The organism is Cohaesibacter marisflavi (assembly GCF_963665895.2).
Lineage (GTDB): Bacteria > Pseudomonadota > Alphaproteobacteria > Rhizobiales > Cohaesibacteraceae > Cohaesibacter > Cohaesibacter marisflavi.
Genome location: NZ_OY762534.1, coordinates 2,209,901 through 2,225,820, shown reverse-complemented (window position 1 = coordinate 2,225,820; position 15,920 = coordinate 2,209,901). Strand labels below are relative to the sequence as shown.

The window sequence follows — 15,920 nt, the reverse complement described above, 5'->3', positions numbered from 1 at the left end:
GGATGCCTAAATGCCTGATTAATAGGCACGTCGATATAATATTATTTCTAGTGTTTCTAGGTAATTCCACGCGGTAGTGTTAACGAAGTATTGTCGTGATAAATAGCATTTGAATGGTCTGGGCAAAGGAAGGGGCCAGAACCAATCTTTGGGTTATATATTGGACAGGCGCGTCCATGAGTTGCGTGGATAACTGTCGGTTCGGCGCGCCGCGCTTTGCCACCTATCGGTCGGCTTTCTGCTTTTTGCCAGTCTGCATCGCCTCAAGCTGGGCCTTGAATTTATCGCAAGGGTCTTTCTCATCCACCCGCGGCGTAAACCAGATCCAGTCATAAAGGGCCGCGTCAAAAGCAGCATAGGACGAAGGCTTGTCTTCTCCCCGTGCGACCTCGACAAAACCTATCGATACCACGCGGGCATCTGCTTCCAGAAACATCGGCACGCCTCGATCCTTGCGGGTGTGGCCGTTGCCTGCCACAAGAATGGCGAGGGACCCGTCCAGATGGCTCCTGCGCATGGCGCGGGCCATATGCGCATCCTTGAGCCGTTGCATCTCCATCATGGGGCCAACAGCATCCCGACTGATCATACCGCAATGGGCGGCGACCAATTCATCTGTCAGGCTCTGGCTCTGAGCTTTGTCATAGATGGTGTCCCATTTCAGATCCTCTCGAAGACGCTCGGGTACCTTACCAGTCTTTCCCAAAGCGCGCAGATCTGATCGCTCAGGGTTTCCTGCAAAGATCGGCATGGCGTGGGTTATCGCGCTGGCAAAAATGGGTTGATAAAAGCTCCAGTCGGGCCAGCCGCGATCGTTCCAATGCAGGTCGTCTCCCAGAGCTGCAAGGCGCTCGGGCAAATTGGCGTTATCAGCCGCGCGATTGCGATATGCAAATCTGGTTACCGCATCCACGAGGGGCTGGTGAGAAGGCTCTAACATTTCGAAAACCACTTTCGCCTCACGGCCTAGCGCACCGACTTCATCGATAATGTGCGCTTGCAGGGCATGGTGACGTGGATTGTCATGTTTCTCGCCCAGCAAAAGATAGTCGGCGATGGCTATGGCATCATTAAGCACTTCCGGCGTCGCTCGCTTGCCGGTCTTCATACGCCAAAGGCTCTCAGACAAAGGATGCTCGCTAAGCAACATGGGCTTTTCTTCTGTAACGGTTTGGGCCAGAGACGGTGCGGACCATGCGCTAAAAGCAATCAGAAAGGTAAACCCCAGAAAAAATCTTACACCAGTGGCATCACACCACAGTATAAGCTTCTCGCGCAAGAGAGAGAACGAATGTCTGTTCTTGCAGGTCATGGCATGGTACCCCTTAACTGTTTCGAGTTCGATTGTCGGGTCTCTGGAACAATCCTAAAGCATCTTGTCTATGCTTGCATCCATCTCGGGCAAGACTTGGGCTAAAGAGTGAGAGCCACAGGAATTGCTGTGTTCCATGTCAACTCTTGCTTGCACTTTGTGCCATCTGGGTTACTCTCCGCATGAAGGCCTGTTTGCTGCAAGGCTGGCCAATTCACAGGAGACATGATCATGGCTATCAGTTGGGTCCTATTGGGGATCGTGGTTCTTTTGGGCCTTTATGCTATTTCCATCTATAACAAACTGGTCAAGACCAGACAGATGGTCAATGAGGGCTGGTCGGGAATCGACGTGCAGTTGAAACGTCGCGCCAATCTCATTCCCAATCTGGTGGAAACCGTCAAGGGCTATATGGGCCATGAACGCGAGACGCTGGAAAAGGTAACAGAGATGCGTGCCCGTGCTGCCAATGCCTCCAAGGGTGGCGCCATGGAGCGGTCATTGGCCGAGGGCAATCTTTCCAAGGCCCTGGTCAATCTCATGGCCGTGGCCGAGAACTATCCCGATCTGAAGGCCAACGAAGGCTTCCTCAATCTGCAGCAGGAACTTTCCGGCGTGGAAGATGAAATCCAGCTCGCCCGCCGCTACTACAATGGCACCGTGCGTAACCTCAACACAATGATCGATCAGTTCCCCTCCAACATCGTTGCGGGCTTCTTCTCCTATGCCAAGAAGGATTATTTCGAGGTTGAGAATGAAGAAGATCGCGCAACACCTCAGGTAAAATTCTGATTCTCCGATCCGCAGCAAAGCCCGGCGCGGGCTCTTGTTGCCTATTGATCTGACATATCGCACTTGGGCTGCCAGGTGCGTTTCGTTATATGTTTGCGCCGATGCGGCTGTCCGAAAAGGGACTTAGATATGCCACTGCGATTCTCACTTCATTTGCTTCTCGTCGCTTTTCTCATGCTCGCAGGCTCCGGAGCGGATGCTCTGGCGCGAGAGAGGATTGCCGACTATCAGGTGGCTATCAGCGTCAATAAGGATCGCTCCGTCGATATTACCGAAACCATCGAAGTGTATGTTGAGGGAGAGCAGATCAAACGCGGCCTGCTGCGCGATATCCCGGAGACCTATCGGCGTGAGGATGGACGCTATGTGAATATCAACCCTCAGGTCAGCACGGTCCGCCGCGATGGGCAGGATGAACCCTATCAGATAAGCCATGAGGGGCGGTATTTCCGCCTGCGCATTGGCGATGCCAATGTTCTGTTGCAACACGGGCTGCACACCTACGAAATTTCCTACAGTGTCGAAGACTCGATTGGCTTCTTTGATGACTATGACGAGATCTACTGGAATGCCATTGGCACCGAATGGGCTTTTCCGATCGAACGGGCCCGCGTGACGGTACAACTCCCTCAAGGGGCGTCGGTGCTGCAATATTCTGCCTATACGGGCCGCTATGGCGAAGGGGGCAACAGCTACACGGTCACGGATCAATCTGACCGGTCAATCAGCCTGGAAGCAACTCGCCAATTTGCCCCCCGCGAGGGTATGGCCGTTGCCGTCGCCTGGCCAAAGGGTGTGATCGCTGCACCAAGCCAAAGCGAACAGGCAGTGGGTCTCTTTCTTGATAACAGTCCGCTTTATGTGGTTCTGTTCGGGGCCATCGTCACCTTTATCTGGCTTGTCTATTCGTGGGTGAAAGTTGGGCGCGACCCGGATGCCGGTGCCATCATTCCTCTTTACCGCGCGCCGGAGGCGATATCGCCTGCGATGGCCAGCTATATCGAGGGCATGGGAGAATTTGAAGAGGGCGAACAGAAGACCTTCATTGCAGCGCTGATCTCCATGGCGATCAAGGGGCTGATCGAAATCAGGGAAGTCGGCAAGAGCGCCGAAATCATTCGCAAGGATGCGCCCGGTGTTACGGTGGCAGGCAAAAAGCGGCATGTATCGGCGGTCAAAAGCCTGCCGGTGGGCGAGAAGGCTCTGTTCAAGGCCCTGTTTGACGGGCGTGACACAGTCAAGCTGGCAGACATGGAATATAAGCAGATGAGCAAAATCATGTCGGCTTTCACCAGTGCCGTTGATAAGGAAACCGACGAGACCTACTATCACGAAAATATGGGGCGCTCTTTTATTGGCTTGCTGATCACTGTCGTCTCAGTCGCTCTATACTTCCTCCTCAAAAGCTTTTGGGCTCCGCCTTTTGAATTTCCTATTCTGGAAGTGATGGTCTTGGCGTTTTTAGGCGCTGTTTTCACCATCCTGTTCATGGGTGTTACGGCCCTTTTGCCCCACAAGCTTGAGAATGCCTTGAAGGGGCTCATTCTGGCGGCACTGGCCGGAACAAGCCTTTATGTGCTGGCTGTTGGGCAGGAAAATATCATTCCGGGCCTCTGGAGTGAGTTGGCCATAGCGCCAGTGCTTCTGATCCTCTTCATGTGGCTGCTATCGTTGGGCTTCTATCAATGGATGAAAGCCCCCACGCAGCTTGGCCGACAGGTGATGGACAAGATCGAAGGGCTGAAGCTGTTTATGACGGTGACCGTTGCCCAACAGGTGGACGAGGCCAATGCGGCCGATATGCCGGAACTGACGCCAAAGCTCTATGAAGATCTGCTACCCTATGCCATTGCCCTCGGGGTGGAACGCAAATGGTCCAAGACTTTCGAGGCAAAGGTCTTCTCGCAATTGCCTCCGTCCCGGGCCTATCATCCGATCTGGTATGTCGGCGCCTATAGTGCGGCCCACCCGACGGCAGCTCTGGCACAAATCACCGATGCCATTGGCACAGATCTCTCCAGCGCCATGACTCCGCCAGCTTCGTCCTCATCAGGTTCTTCAGGCGGCGGTTTTTCTGGCGGCGGTGGTGGCGGCGGCGGCGGTGGTGGCTGGTAGGCCCCACCTCTTTGACGCTTCTTTTGTGCGCCGCATTTATGCGTTGTCAGGTCCGAGCCGTTCATAGATCGGGCGGAAGCTGCGCCTGTGATGGATCGTGATACCGAGCCGGTCCAAGGCCTCCACATGGGCTCTGGTGCCGTAGCCCATGTGGGTCTCGAAGCCATAGCCGGGGAAGGCGCGCCCCATGCGCATCATCAGATGGTCCCGCGTCACCTTGGCCACGATAGAGGCTGCTGCGATAGAGAGCGAGCGGCTATCCCCCTTGATGACATGCATGCCGGGGCAGGGAGAGGCGGGAGCCACATCGCGCCCGTCAAACAGGGCATAGGCAGGCGGAATGGCCAAACCACTGAGCGCGCGCGCCATGGCCCAGAGCGTCGCACCGCGAATATTGAGACTATCAATCTGGCGCGGTGAGGCCGAGGCAACCGACACTTGGGCGCTGGAACAGATGGCCTCGAACAGGGCCTCCCGCTTGGCCTCTGATAATTTTTTGGAGTCGTTGAGCCCCTGAGGGATCGCATCAGGATCAAGCACCACGGCGGCAGTCACGACTGGGCCAGCAAGAGGCCCACGTCCCACTTCATCAACGCCTGCCACAAGGCCTCCATATTGCTTCATCGCCGCTTCTTCAAGCGTGAAGTCTGGTCCGGTGGCTGCTCCGGTTCCTGCGCTGGTTGATGCAATGTCGAACAGGGAGCCCTGTTTGCCTTTTCCTTTGCCGCGAACTTGCTTCATCATCAGGTGTCCCTTAGCTCGCATCCATCTTGCTGCTGCCGCCCACCCTGAGGCCGGGGGCCGGGCGTTCGACCAGAACCGAGCGGCGGAAGCGATAGAGCTTGGCTGGGCGGCCACCCGTGCGAGTAGAGGTCGCTCCGGTTGGTTCAACCAATTGGCCCTGTTCCACCAGCCGACGGAAATTCTGCTTGTGCAGATGACGGCCTGAAATGGCCTCCACGGTTTCTTGCAATTGGGTCAGGGTAAAGCTGTCTTGCAAAAGCTCGAAGATCACGGGGCGATATTTTAACTTGCTGCGCAAACGCGAAATGGCTGTGGCCAGAATGCGCCGGTGATCCATCTGCATCGGCTGGCCAAAGAGCAACGCATCGGGGGAAGGGGCAATGCCCCGGTCGCGATAATGCTCGGGCACAAGGCCCGCTTCATAAAGCAGCTCATAGCGTTCCAGTACGCGCTCTTCATCCCACACGGCACCATCAATGCCGAAGGACAGGCGCAAGCGCTGCATGGGGCTCAAAGGCTTGTTGCCATCATCGGGCGCAACGGCTGCCCATTTGCGCAAGGCCGGAATCAGTTGGGCGTCAAGCAGAGCGGGGCGGTCATCGCGCCAGTCTTCCCATGGAAAATGGCTATACCAACTGCGCCACCGCCCTCCGAATTGCTCCAGCTGTCCACCCGGACCGTCTTCGGTCGCCTCGGCCAGTTGCGTCAGCGCCAGATAGCCGATGGATACCTCGTGTATGTCGCTTTCATGCGCTTCCATCCGGCGTCCCCTGTCGCCAAAGGTGTAGAGCTGTTCTACATAGCCGAGCCGCAAGCCCGTTTGCCTGCGCACCCAGCCACGCAGGCCAGCTTCCAGCGTCCGGTGACGGGCAGGATCAAACGGCCCGAAAGGCAAGGAAGCCTGCGAGTCATAGGGCTGATTTGCCGAAGTGGGCTCGTTTGGAGAAGAGGAGGCAGGGTCTTGTGTCAGATCAGCAAGGGAATCGCTCGGCTTGTGATGCATGCTCTGGGGCAGATGCACTTCCAGAACCATCGGCGTCAGGTCGCGCACGGCGATAATGGCGGCGTTAAGGCCGACCGAAATGGAGATCATTGAGGCGGTGTCGGTTTCCTGATCCACTATATCCTCTCGCTGTCAGGGACGCCGCTGCCATGGCCGCAAGAGCAGACACAACAGACTGGCATTGTCTTATGACTACAGCATAGAGATTTGAATGAAAACAGTTTCTGCTCAGAGTCCGCTCAGAGGATGTGAGGCATGGCAAAAACATTGCCCTCATAGCAATCAGCGCCGCGGCCAATGCTCTTGATCGCCTCACTCATGCGCCCGTCGCGCCCAAGCAGATGATCGGCCAGTTCCACAAGCCGACGGTTTGGCGTCGCTGGAGGAGAGGCTTTGCGCAGGTCTTGCGCCAGCAGCATTTCGTCAAGCTCGGGCCGCAAGGCACAGGCTGCAATATAAGCTGAAGCCGTTGACCGACTGACGCCTGCCCAGCAATGCACCACCATCGGAGCGCTACGGTCCCAGTGGCGAAAGAAGTCGATCATTTGCTGGACTTGCTGCTCTGAACTCAGCGTAAAGCCCGGGATGGTCGCCGCGATGTCATTCATGCCCAAAAAAAGATGATTCTCCTTGGCGATACGTCGCGGCCTTTCGACCTCCATCTCGGGGTTGACCACGCTGACCAGGTGGGAGGCTTTGACATCTTCAACCACCTTTTCAAGCTTGGATAGAGAGCAAACATAGAGCATCGAACTGACCGTTCCTTTTTTTGCCGATCTTGATATTGGAGAGGGTGCTGGTTTTCCAATCCATGATCGGGGTGTCTTTGCGTCAGGCGTAGACTGTGCTTCTTTGTCCTGACAAATCACCCTTGAGGGTCCATAGCAGACTAGCAGCTTTTCTTCTTCGGTGCGCTTACAGGGCGCTCACCATTTGGTCGCAGATCCTTCGTCTCACGCATCCGCATCGGCTCCGGGCGGCGCTTGGCTTCTTTCATCCTTCCAGCGCTTTGCGCAATGTGTGAAAGCGCTCAAGAAAGGCCTCTTGAGCCTCCCCCGTGCTCCACGGCGCTATGGGAAGCTCGGCTTCTTTTAGACCGTTTGGCGCTCCGAACAATTGCTCCGCTTCCACTTTGCCAAAACCGGCCAGATGGATCGCCTCGAAATAGGCAGAAATACGATCGGCCTGTTTTATCTGCTTTTTGAGGGCTGCCGTGGGGTGGGGAGCGAGACCGAAACGAATATGGATTGCTGTTTCCAGTCGCTCTTCTATACGCTTGTAGTCCGCGCCGATGGCTGACTTGAAGGGCGAGATCATGTCGCCAACAACATATTCTGCTCCGTCATGCAGTAGGCCCATCATCAAGGCTTCAAGTGGCAGAGACGGGAATTTCTGCCGCATGATCATTTCCACGATCAGACTATGTTGGGCTACGGAGAAAGGGTGATCGCCGATGGTCTGCCCGTTCCAGCGCGCAACACGGGCAAGGCCGTGGGCGATATCCTCGATTTCGATATCGAGCGGGGAAGGATCGAGCAGGTCAAGCCGCCTGCCAGAGAGCATGCGTTGCCAGGCGCGTGGGGCATCGGATTTTACGGGCATTGATATCTCCAAACTGTCGCGGGCAGCTTTACCCCAAAGCGGCTGACAATGGTATGGAAAATCGTGCAAGCTTTCCACAAGTCCATGCATATGACGCAGAGCATGCACCCGGTCTTATTCATAGCTTAGGGTTGAAAAGAGAGGGCGCGACAAAAATATGAGCCAAATTTTCAACAATTAAATAAGGGGAATTCGGTATCTAAATTATGAGAATGAAAGGCAACAATTAAAGTGACTTATTGGCTGCGTTTTGAAAAATTCTAAAAATATTTTGACCGCTCATTTCCATAACACACTGTTTTGTTATGCCTTTTTGATTGACTTTGCGAACAATTCGCATCAGTTTTTACTACAAGAACACCGAGCTGGGCCTTGAACCCAACATTGGAGATAGAAATGAAAAAGTCCTTCCGTGCGACGGTGTGCGTCGCCGCACTCATGGTATCATCTGCAAGCGTGAGCTTTGCCGCAGATGAAGTCAATATCTACTCCTATCGGCAGCCATTCCTGATCGAGCCTCTGCTTGAGGCTTTCACCAAGGAAACCGGCATTCGCACCAACCTGATTTTTGCCAACAAGGGGCTTGAGACCCGGATCAAGGCAGAAGGCGAATATTCTCCAGCCGATCTGTTGCTGAGCACCGACGTTGGCCGTCTTCAAGCGGCAGCCCAGCAGGGCATTGCGCAGCCAGTGGTCTCCGACACCCTGAAGGCCAACATTCCGGCCCATTTCCGCGATGGTGACAATCAGTGGTTTGGCCTCACTTCGCGGGCCCGTGTCGTCTACGCTTCCAAAGAACGCGTCGAGCAGGACAGTATCACTTATGAAGAGCTGTCTGATCCGAAATGGCAGGGGCGCATTTGCACCCGTTCCGGTCAACATGATTACACCATCGGCCTGATTGCCTCGATGATCGTGCATCACGGCGCCGAGGAAACCAAGACATGGCTGGAAGGCGTCAAAGCCAATCTGGCGCGCCGCCCGACGGGCAATGATCGTGCGCAGGTCAAGGCGGTCTATGCCGGTGAATGCGATATCGCACTCGGCAACACTTATTATATGGGCAAGATGCAGACCAACGACAAAGAACCCGAGCAGAAGCAATGGGCAGAGTCGGTCCGCATTCTTTTTCCCAACAGCGATGGTCGTGGCACGCACGTAAATATCTCGGGCATGTTGCTGACCAAGCACGCACCAAATCGCGAAAGCGCCGTCAAACTGATGGAATTCCTGTCATCGGAAGAAGCCCAGCAAATCTATGCGGAAGGCAATTTCGAATATCCGGTCAAAGAAGGCGTGCAGCCATCTGAACTGGTTATGAGCTGGGGCAGTTTTACACCGGACTCGGTTGAGCTGTCCAAGATTGCCGACGCACGCAAAGAGGCCTCTGAACTGGTCGATATCGTTGATTTCGACGCTGGCGCTAACTGAGCTGAGCCAGCAAGTCAGGCAGCCCTTTTAAAGGAACTGAGTTTTAAGGAGAAGAATTTCCCGAATTGGCTGAAGGGGAACAAGCGTGATTTCACTGCCAAACAAGGTGAGTTGTACTGGTCCTACTGCTTTTTCCTTGGAGTGACCCTTCGCCAATAAAGCGCTTGGCGGTCGATAGACGCGATACTGGTCCTCTCGCGTCGACTGACTGCAAAAAGCGCATCCCCTAGCGGTCCTGCATAGGTGGCTCCATAACAAAGCTGGTCCCTTTGTTATGATGCGTCATCAAGTGAACACTCTTATGCTTATCGGGTTTATCCCGGAAAGACAAGAATGTGGGACGGTACATAAAATCAATCGGAGAAACTTATGTGGAAAGCTGGTCCCTTTCCCATTCTCCACCTTGTCCGGTTGATCCTTTATGGCAAGTGCCACGACGGTTTCTATCCGTCGTGGCACTCTTGTTTTTGGGGAGGTCTTCGCCCCTGGGATGTCTGAAACCGCAGCTTTTGCTGCGTCATGATCAGGCTGGAAGCTCTTCGGCGGCAGCGTCCGTGCGGCGTGTGGCAACCAGCGTAATGATACCGGCAACTGCTGCAAGGGAGGCGGACAGCACTGCGGTGCGATAGTCAAAATAGCTGGCGATGATCCCCATCAGCGAACCGCCAACCAGCCCCGAAAGGAACATGGAGTTGGTGTAAAGCGCCATGGCGTTGCCGATGAAGCCGCGCGCAAAGGATTGCATGAAGGTGATGCTGACCGCAGCGAAAATACCGAAATAGGTGCCTTCGATGGCTGCTGCGATAGACATTTCCGTCAACGAATTGATCGTGGAGAGATAGCTATAGCAGACGACGGCCATGAGGCTTGCCAGAATCATGGCATTGCGCACGCCCATCTTTTTAAGCAAGCCCGGCGTGCCCAGAATGACCACCACCTCAAAGAAGCATTTTACCGCGATCGACAGACCCGGCGCATAGTCAGGCAAATGCGCTTCCTTGATCATGAAAAGCGGAGCTGAGGACAGGGCCAGCGAGTTGCCAAGCGCAATGAAAAAGCAGGCAACCGTCGCGGCCCAGAGCGGGAAGTTGAAGTTGCTGGTGGCGGCAGCGCTGGCCGCAGACGAATCTGCATGGGCCGGATGGGTGCGTCGAAATGGGTGCTTGAGCGTGATGTTCCAGGTCAGAAGCCAGACGCAGCCAACCGCGACCGCCAGCTCGAACACGATCATGTGGCCATAAACACTGGCCAGAGCGAAACAGAGCGCAGGCGCAACCATCCAAGCCAGCGACATCATGGCACGGACACGGGCATTGAACTTGGCTGAATCGAGATGTGATTGCTCCGAATAGAAGCGGGCAAAGCTCAGGATAGTGCCAATGGCCGAGTTGGCAATCGCCAGACAGGCTGCGAAGATTGTTACCAGTGTCCAGTAGCTCGTAACCACCAACAGCGAGCTCATCGCTGCCAGATAGCAAAGAATGGAGGCCAGCAGAAGCTTGCGGATGTCCCAGCCCTGATCGATCTTCTTGCCCACAAAGCGATTTGCCGTAACCGCCAACACCGTGGCCACCAGAGAATAGAGGCTGATCATCATGGGAGACTTCTGTAAGTCTTCGATGATGAACAAGCCCATGAAGGGTACGGTTGCTGCATTGGAAAAGGAACCGACGAACACCAGAACAAGCACAAGATATTGATTAGGCATGGCAATGGACACTTGCAGGATCTCATGGCTGTAATGCAGGCCATGGAAGACTATTTCAGGGAAGGTGGAAAGCCCCAAAGGCTTGAAACGAAACGCGCTTGAAACGATAGAAGCTGGAGGGGAGTTTCGGGTCAGTGACCCAAGCCTTACGCAAAATAATTAATTTGCGATCAATCGCAAGAGGCGATTGAGTGATTTTCCAGCCAGCATGGCTCATATGCAATGGGCTCACCCCTTGTGAAGCCTTGTAAAGCCTTGGGGGCGTTGGGGTTGCGCTTGAAAATGAGGGGAATTTAAAATATGGATATTGTCTTCAAGAATAAGGAGTTTCCCCAAGGGGGGGGGCGGAGGATGAATGACCAAGTCAAATGATGCAGCATCCGCCATCACGACCAACGGACTGATTTCGCAGTTAAAGCGCTGGCTTTCCGGTTGGGTGTCTCCCCGTGTTATGGGGACATCGCGGGTGGCCCTCGTGCTGCTGGCTCTCATTCTGTTGATGGTGATTGCGCCGATCCTGTCTCTTGTCGTGATTGCCTTTGGCGATGCCGGTGACGTTTGGCCGCATCTGTTATCAACCGTTCTGCCGCGTTCGGTCATGACAACAGTTTGGCTGATGCTCGGGGTGGGCAGTTTGACGGCGCTGATTGGCGTTTCGACCGCATGGTTGGTAACAATGTGCCGCTTCCCCGGTCGTGCACTGTTCCAATGGGCGTTGCTGATGCCTTTGGCCATTCCCACCTATATTGTGGCCTATGCTGCGGTGGATATGTTTGACTATTCCGGTCCTGCGCAAAGCCTCATCCGCTGGCTCTTCGGGTTTCAGAGTGCGCGCGACTACTGGTTTCCCGAGGTGCGTTCGCTGCCCGGTAGCATTCTGGTCATGAGCTTCGTGCTTTACCCCTATGTCTTCCTGACAACGCGCGCTACCTTCCTGATGCAATCGGCCTGCGCACTGGATGTTTCGCGCACATTGGGGGCCGGGCCGGTGCGGCTGTTTTTTGCTGTCGCTCTGCCTCTGGCTCGCCCGGCCATCGTGGTCGGGGTTACGCTCGCCATGATGGAATGCCTCAACGACATCGGTGCGGTGGAGTTTTTCGGCGTCAAGACGCTGACCTTCAGTGTCTATGATACATGGCTCAACAGGGCCAGTCTGGCAGGGGCTGCACAAATCTCCACTGTCATGTTGTTGGTGGTTCTTCTGTTGCTCTGGCTTGAGCGGCGCGGGCGGAGGGAGCAGCGCTTTACTACCACAACACGGCGCTATCAGTCTTTGCCCAGTTTCCGCCTTGGTGGGTGGCGAGCAGGGCTGGCTGTTATGGCCTGTGCCTTGCCGATCCTGATTGGCTTCCTGTTGCCTGCCTCTATCCTGATGCGCTCGGTCTTCTTTCACTGGCGCGATAATCTCAATGCCGATTTTCTAGCCGCAATGGGCAATTCGCTCTTTCTGGCAAGTTTTGCCGCAGTGTTAACGGCCTTGCTAGGAACGGCTCTGGCCTATTTCGCCCGCACCCAGAAGAGCGCTCTGGTCAGCGCCGTCACACGCCTTTCATCCATCGGTTACGCCGTGCCGGGAACCGTGCTGGCAGTCGGCATACTTATTCCTGTGGCTCAGTTGGACAATCTCATCGCTGCAAGCATGCGCGATTGGTTCGGGCTGGCGACGGGCCTCATCCTCATCAGCTCCGGAGCCGCGATGCTCTATGCTTACTGCGTGCGTTTCATGGCCATGTCCTATGGAGCGGGTGAAACGGGTCTGCAGCGCATATCTCCCAATCTGGAGGCTGCCTCACGTACATTGGGTCGATCATCCTGGCGCACGCTGGTGGAGATCGACCTGCCTCTTATCCGGCCTTCATTGATTTCCGGCGCTCTGCTGGTTTTCGTCGATGTTATGAAGGAGCTGCCAGCGACCATTCTGTTGCGCCCCTTCAATTTCGATACGCTGGCCACGCTGGTCTATGGTCAGGCGTCGCTAGAAGCGTTCGAGAAAGGGGCATTGGCAGCGCTGACGATTGTGGCGGTAGGGCTCGTGCCGGTCATTCTTCTTTCCCGCACATCAAGCCGCTCCATGCAAGGCTAAGCTGGCATAAAACCTGACAATGACATGGAAAGATAAAAGATCCCGGCAAAGCCGGGATAGTTGGCGGAATATGCGGACTTATTCCCGTCCGCTTTTTTCGGGGCCACCTCAGTCCAAAAGGCGCTTGGACCAAGATGCACGCCGAAGCTGTCAGGCACTTATATACAGTGCAGTTACATCAAATTTGAAGTATTATTTTCTCAAATTGAATTATATTAGAAATGAAGAGTTAATACATAAAAGTGCTTATTTAGAAATACTCAGAATTACAACGTGTTGCTGGTTTATTGTGCGCCTAATAAGTGTGTTATGGCAAGGATTGATTGAATAACTAATCAGAAAAACTAAATGATTTAGGGAGTATACGTAATATACAAGTTTTCTAATGTGAGAAATTTAATTTATGAGCGAGTGGGGTTGTTGAAATTAAAATTTAACAATTTGGACATGTGATCAACAACTGTTTCATTTGAGAAAAGAGAATTTTATTACTATAAGTGAATTTATTTTTCCTCAGAGATCGTGAGAAAATGCACACAGGGGTTTCTTTTGATCAAATACTGAAAAGGTGTCTCTTCATTTTAATGCGCCACAAATCGCTGAAAGCTGCAGGTTCCATTTGTGAATGCTCCTGCCATGGGGCTTTCCCTGTTGTTAACCAGAGCTAGCTTGCATTTTAATTTGTACAATTTGCAGCAGACTGGATAGTATGTGCACGAATTATGGGCACTTTATGGTGCTTGTCGGACTTGAATACTATCGCTGTGATTTTGTCACGCCACCACCTGACAGAGCTCCGAATGCTCTTTAGCAACAGGCTTCGGGCCCTTTGTCTGGCGACGATGTCAGCTTGGTGTCCGCGTCGCATATCAGGTGATATGAGGATCAATCAGAAGCAGGCGCGCGGGACCAGAAGCAGCTTGCCGTGCACATGGGCCTGATTTGGGCATAGCATGATGTGCGCTTCAGATATGTGATCCCTTTTGAAAGAACGGGTTATAAATGACAAAGACCATACGGATCCGTATCCTGTGGAGCTTGTTGGCCTTTCTTGTTGTGATTATCGGGCTGGTCTTGGCCACGCCCTATTTGATCAACACGAAAGTGGTCAAGAAGCAGATTGCCGAGCAGATTTCTGACTGGATGGGACTTCCAGTAACCGTGAGCGGCGAGCCGGTTGTTACGGTTTTTCCCTATCTGACCGTCAAGCTCAGGGACGTGGAAATTGCATCCGGGCTCGGGGGGGGCGAGCCACCTTTGGTCTCCACGCAGACACTGCGCGCCGAAATGTATTGGCTGCCGCTGCTGCTTGGCAATTTTGAAGTCCGTCGTTTCCATCTCATGCAGCCGAAACTGGAACTGATAAAGGATAAGGATGGTGCCTTCTCTTGGGATCTGCGCAAGGGTTCCCTATTCAAGACTGACGATGACAGTGGCCGGCTGACGCTTTCCGACGTGACCCTCGGCAATTTTCGCATAACCGGAGGGGTCGCTCATTATCAGGACCGGACGACGGGCGAAGAAGAACGCTTTTCCAACGTCAACATGATGTTTGACTGGCCAAGCACCGAAGATCTTGCTTCGATCAATGGCAGCGCCATCTGGCGCGGGGAAAAGGTCGACCTGCGAGCCCAATCAGGTAAGCCGATGGAGCTGTTTGCCGGGGGGCTTTCTCCCCTTTCCGCGAAGCTGTCCTCGCCCAACTTTTCGGTTTCTTTTGATGGCTCGGCTGCAACCATTTCGAATTTCCAGTTTGAAGGGGATTTCTCCTTTGATACCCCGGCGCTGGGCGCGTTGGCGCAGTGGCTGGAGCGACCATTGCCTTCTGATCGAGATCTGGGGGCTGCCTCCCTGTCTGCCCGGGCCAATCTCATTGGTGCGTCCATTGCGTTATCCGATCTGGACGTAAAGCTTGATGGCAATCAGATCAATGGCGTTCTCCAACTGGACTTCCGGCAGGAACGTCCGATGGTGCAGGGGACTTTGGCCAGTGATGATCTGGATCTGGGCCAGTTCGTGCGTGTGCCCGAGAGCATTGAAGACCTGATGGCCTATGATCTGACAAAGAGCAAGGCCGCAAAAGTCGATTTCGACATTCGCATTTCGTCGTCCGATCTGAAGCTTGGCTCCGTTAATCTCGGTCAGGCTGCCGCGTCTCTTATGACGCGCGACAATCAGGTATCTTTCTCCATCGGCGAGGCCTATGCCTATGGCGGTCGGCTGGAAGCTACCTTCAATATGCGACAGAAGCCCGATGATCCGTCCATTATGATCTGTAGCTTGCGGGCCAAGGCCAATGGCGTCTCGGCTGGCGGCTTTACGCGGGAAATGTTCGGCAATGAGTTTCTCAATGGTACAGCTCTGGTTGAGGTCGACTTGCAGGCAGAGGGGACCCATGTTAGCGATGCATTGGCAGATGCACATGGCTCCCTGTCGGTGGTGCTGACGGATGGCGAGTTGCAGCATTTCGATATGGATGTCTTCGAGACTGCCTTGCAACAGGAGAAGGACCTCGACAGGGAAAAATTGCATGCAGGAAATGCCCGCTTTGATGTGCTGTCGGTGCGGGGACAAGTGGCCAATCAGAAGCTTGATGTCGAGGGACTGCGGCTAACCTCGGGCAAGCGGGCGTTGCTGGGGGCGGCGCAATATGGCTTTGCAACAGGTGAGCTGAATTTCCCCGGCACACTGTTTATCTATAAAAGCTCTGACCCGGCGACCCATTCCTCCGAGCCTCCCGAGAAGGAAATCCCGTTTCTTCTGCGCGGCTCCTTTGATGCGCCACGCATTTCTCTGCGCAAGGTGAAGGATGCTGTTGTGCCGTCTGATGAAGAGATCTTGGCGCCCGGTGTCCCTGCAGAGATTGCCCCATCCGGAGATAATGCCCAAGCGCCTCAAGGCGACATCAGCCCCATCGGCGGTGTTGCTTTGCCTCTGGTTCTGAGCGATCCGGAAACCGGGCTTTCCATCAAAAATACATCCACCCAGCCTTGAGATCCTGCGGCCTCCGTTGCTCGCAATTCCTAGGATTTTGCAAGTCGAGGTCGGAAGGCGGCGGATCTGGTTAACTGATATTAACCTTGTTGCGATAGGATGCGATGAAGCCGCAGCTTGAGCTGATTCTGCTCTT

At 54.3% G+C, this 15,920-nt stretch carries 11 protein-coding genes; 5 read left to right on the top strand and 6 right to left on the bottom strand.

Annotated elements, in window-relative coordinates; translation table 11 throughout:
• Window positions 1-223: 223 nt before the first annotated feature.
• The gene (locus ACKPCT_RS11185; RefSeq protein WP_319569229.1) at window positions 224-1,150 is read right to left on the bottom strand and encodes a ChaN family lipoprotein; all 927 of its coding nucleotides are present in this window, start codon (window positions 1,148-1,150) and stop codon (window positions 224-226) included.
• A gap of 393 nt (window positions 1,151-1,543) precedes the next feature.
• Between ACKPCT_RS11185 and ACKPCT_RS11180 the strand changes: the two genes are divergently transcribed.
• Complete coding sequence (locus ACKPCT_RS11180; protein ID WP_090071272.1) at window positions 1,544-2,104, top strand: LemA family protein; 561 nt, start codon at window positions 1,544-1,546, stop codon at window positions 2,102-2,104.
• 129 nt (window positions 2,105-2,233) lie between these two features.
• Window positions 2,234-4,219: a DUF2207 domain-containing protein gene (locus tag ACKPCT_RS11175; protein ID WP_319569228.1), complete on the top strand. Its 1,986-nt coding sequence runs from the start codon at window positions 2,234-2,236 to the stop codon at window positions 4,217-4,219.
• Window positions 4,220-4,255: 36 nt separating this feature from the next.
• On the opposite strand, the gene ACKPCT_RS11170 is transcribed toward ACKPCT_RS11175, so the two are convergent.
• The 4 genes from ACKPCT_RS11170 to ACKPCT_RS11155 all read right to left on the bottom strand — a co-directional run bounded on the left by ACKPCT_RS11170 (window position 4,256) and on the right by ACKPCT_RS11155 (window position 7,568).
• Complete coding sequence (locus ACKPCT_RS11170) at window positions 4,256-4,963, bottom strand: ribonuclease HII (protein ID WP_407652468.1); 708 nt, start codon at window positions 4,961-4,963, stop codon at window positions 4,256-4,258.
• Window positions 4,964-4,973: 10 nt separating this feature from the next.
• The gene (locus ACKPCT_RS11165; RefSeq protein ID WP_407652486.1) at window positions 4,974-6,056 is read right to left on the bottom strand and encodes an NUDIX hydrolase; all 1,083 of its coding nucleotides are present in this window, start codon (window positions 6,054-6,056) and stop codon (window positions 4,974-4,976) included.
• A gap of 149 nt (window positions 6,057-6,205) precedes the next feature.
• The gene (locus tag ACKPCT_RS11160; protein ID WP_319569226.1) at window positions 6,206-6,715 is read right to left on the bottom strand and encodes a tyrosine phosphatase family protein; all 510 of its coding nucleotides are present in this window, start codon (window positions 6,713-6,715) and stop codon (window positions 6,206-6,208) included.
• A gap of 244 nt (window positions 6,716-6,959) precedes the next feature.
• Window positions 6,960-7,568, bottom strand: coding sequence for an HD family hydrolase (locus ACKPCT_RS11155; protein ID WP_319569225.1), 609 nt, complete (start codon window positions 7,566-7,568; stop codon window positions 6,960-6,962).
• A 390-nt stretch (window positions 7,569-7,958) separates the two neighbouring features.
• Here ACKPCT_RS11155 and ACKPCT_RS11150 point away from each other — a divergent pair, with 390 nt between their 5' ends.
• On the top strand, window positions 7,959-8,999 hold the full coding sequence (locus ACKPCT_RS11150; RefSeq protein ID WP_407652485.1) for a Fe(3+) ABC transporter substrate-binding protein: 1,041 nt from the start codon (window positions 7,959-7,961) through the stop codon (window positions 8,997-8,999).
• A 523-nt stretch (window positions 9,000-9,522) separates the two neighbouring features.
• On the opposite strand, the gene ACKPCT_RS11145 is transcribed toward ACKPCT_RS11150, so the two are convergent.
• Window positions 9,523-10,707, bottom strand: a complete 1,185-nt coding sequence (locus ACKPCT_RS11145) for an MFS transporter (RefSeq protein WP_139229228.1) — start codon at window positions 10,705-10,707, stop codon at window positions 9,523-9,525.
• 355 nt (window positions 10,708-11,062) lie between these two features.
• Between ACKPCT_RS11145 and ACKPCT_RS11140 the strand changes: the two genes are divergently transcribed.
• Together ACKPCT_RS11140 and ACKPCT_RS11135 are read left to right on the top strand one after the other, a co-directional pair.
• The gene (locus ACKPCT_RS11140; RefSeq protein ID WP_319569223.1) at window positions 11,063-12,790 is read left to right on the top strand and encodes an ABC transporter permease; all 1,728 of its coding nucleotides are present in this window, start codon (window positions 11,063-11,065) and stop codon (window positions 12,788-12,790) included.
• Window positions 12,791-13,792: 1,002 nt separating this feature from the next.
• On the top strand, window positions 13,793-15,784 hold the full coding sequence (locus ACKPCT_RS11135; protein ID WP_319569222.1) for an AsmA family protein: 1,992 nt from the start codon (window positions 13,793-13,795) through the stop codon (window positions 15,782-15,784).
• Window positions 15,785-15,920: the final 136 nt, after the last annotated feature.

What these genes read in the sequence shown, in the direction of transcription:
- ACKPCT_RS11170 (WP_407652468.1), bottom strand. Translation starts at nt 4,963, where the DNA reads ATGATGAAGCAAGTTCGCGGCAAAGGAAAAGGCAAACAGGGCTCCCTG.
- ACKPCT_RS11155 (WP_319569225.1), bottom strand. Translation starts at nt 7,568, where the DNA reads ATGCCCGTAAAATCCGATGCCCCACGCGCCTGGCAACGCATGCTCTCT.
- ACKPCT_RS11135 (WP_319569222.1), top strand. Translation starts at nt 13,793, where the DNA reads ATGACAAAGACCATACGGATCCGTATCCTGTGGAGCTTGTTGGCCTTT.
- ACKPCT_RS11140 (WP_319569223.1), top strand. Translation starts at nt 11,063, where the DNA reads ATGACCAAGTCAAATGATGCAGCATCCGCCATCACGACCAACGGACTG.
- ACKPCT_RS11145 (WP_139229228.1), bottom strand. Translation starts at nt 10,707, where the DNA reads ATGCCTAATCAATATCTTGTGCTTGTTCTGGTGTTCGTCGGTTCCTTT.
- ACKPCT_RS11175 (WP_319569228.1), top strand. Translation starts at nt 2,234, where the DNA reads ATGCCACTGCGATTCTCACTTCATTTGCTTCTCGTCGCTTTTCTCATG.
- ACKPCT_RS11180 (WP_090071272.1), top strand. Translation starts at nt 1,544, where the DNA reads ATGGCTATCAGTTGGGTCCTATTGGGGATCGTGGTTCTTTTGGGCCTT.
- ACKPCT_RS11185 (WP_319569229.1), bottom strand. Translation starts at nt 1,150, where the DNA reads ATGTTGCTTAGCGAGCATCCTTTGTCTGAGAGCCTTTGGCGTATGAAG.
- ACKPCT_RS11165 (WP_407652486.1), bottom strand. Translation starts at nt 6,056, where the DNA reads ATGATCTCCATTTCGGTCGGCCTTAACGCCGCCATTATCGCCGTGCGC.
- ACKPCT_RS11160 (WP_319569226.1), bottom strand. Translation starts at nt 6,715, where the DNA reads ATGCTCTATGTTTGCTCTCTATCCAAGCTTGAAAAGGTGGTTGAAGAT.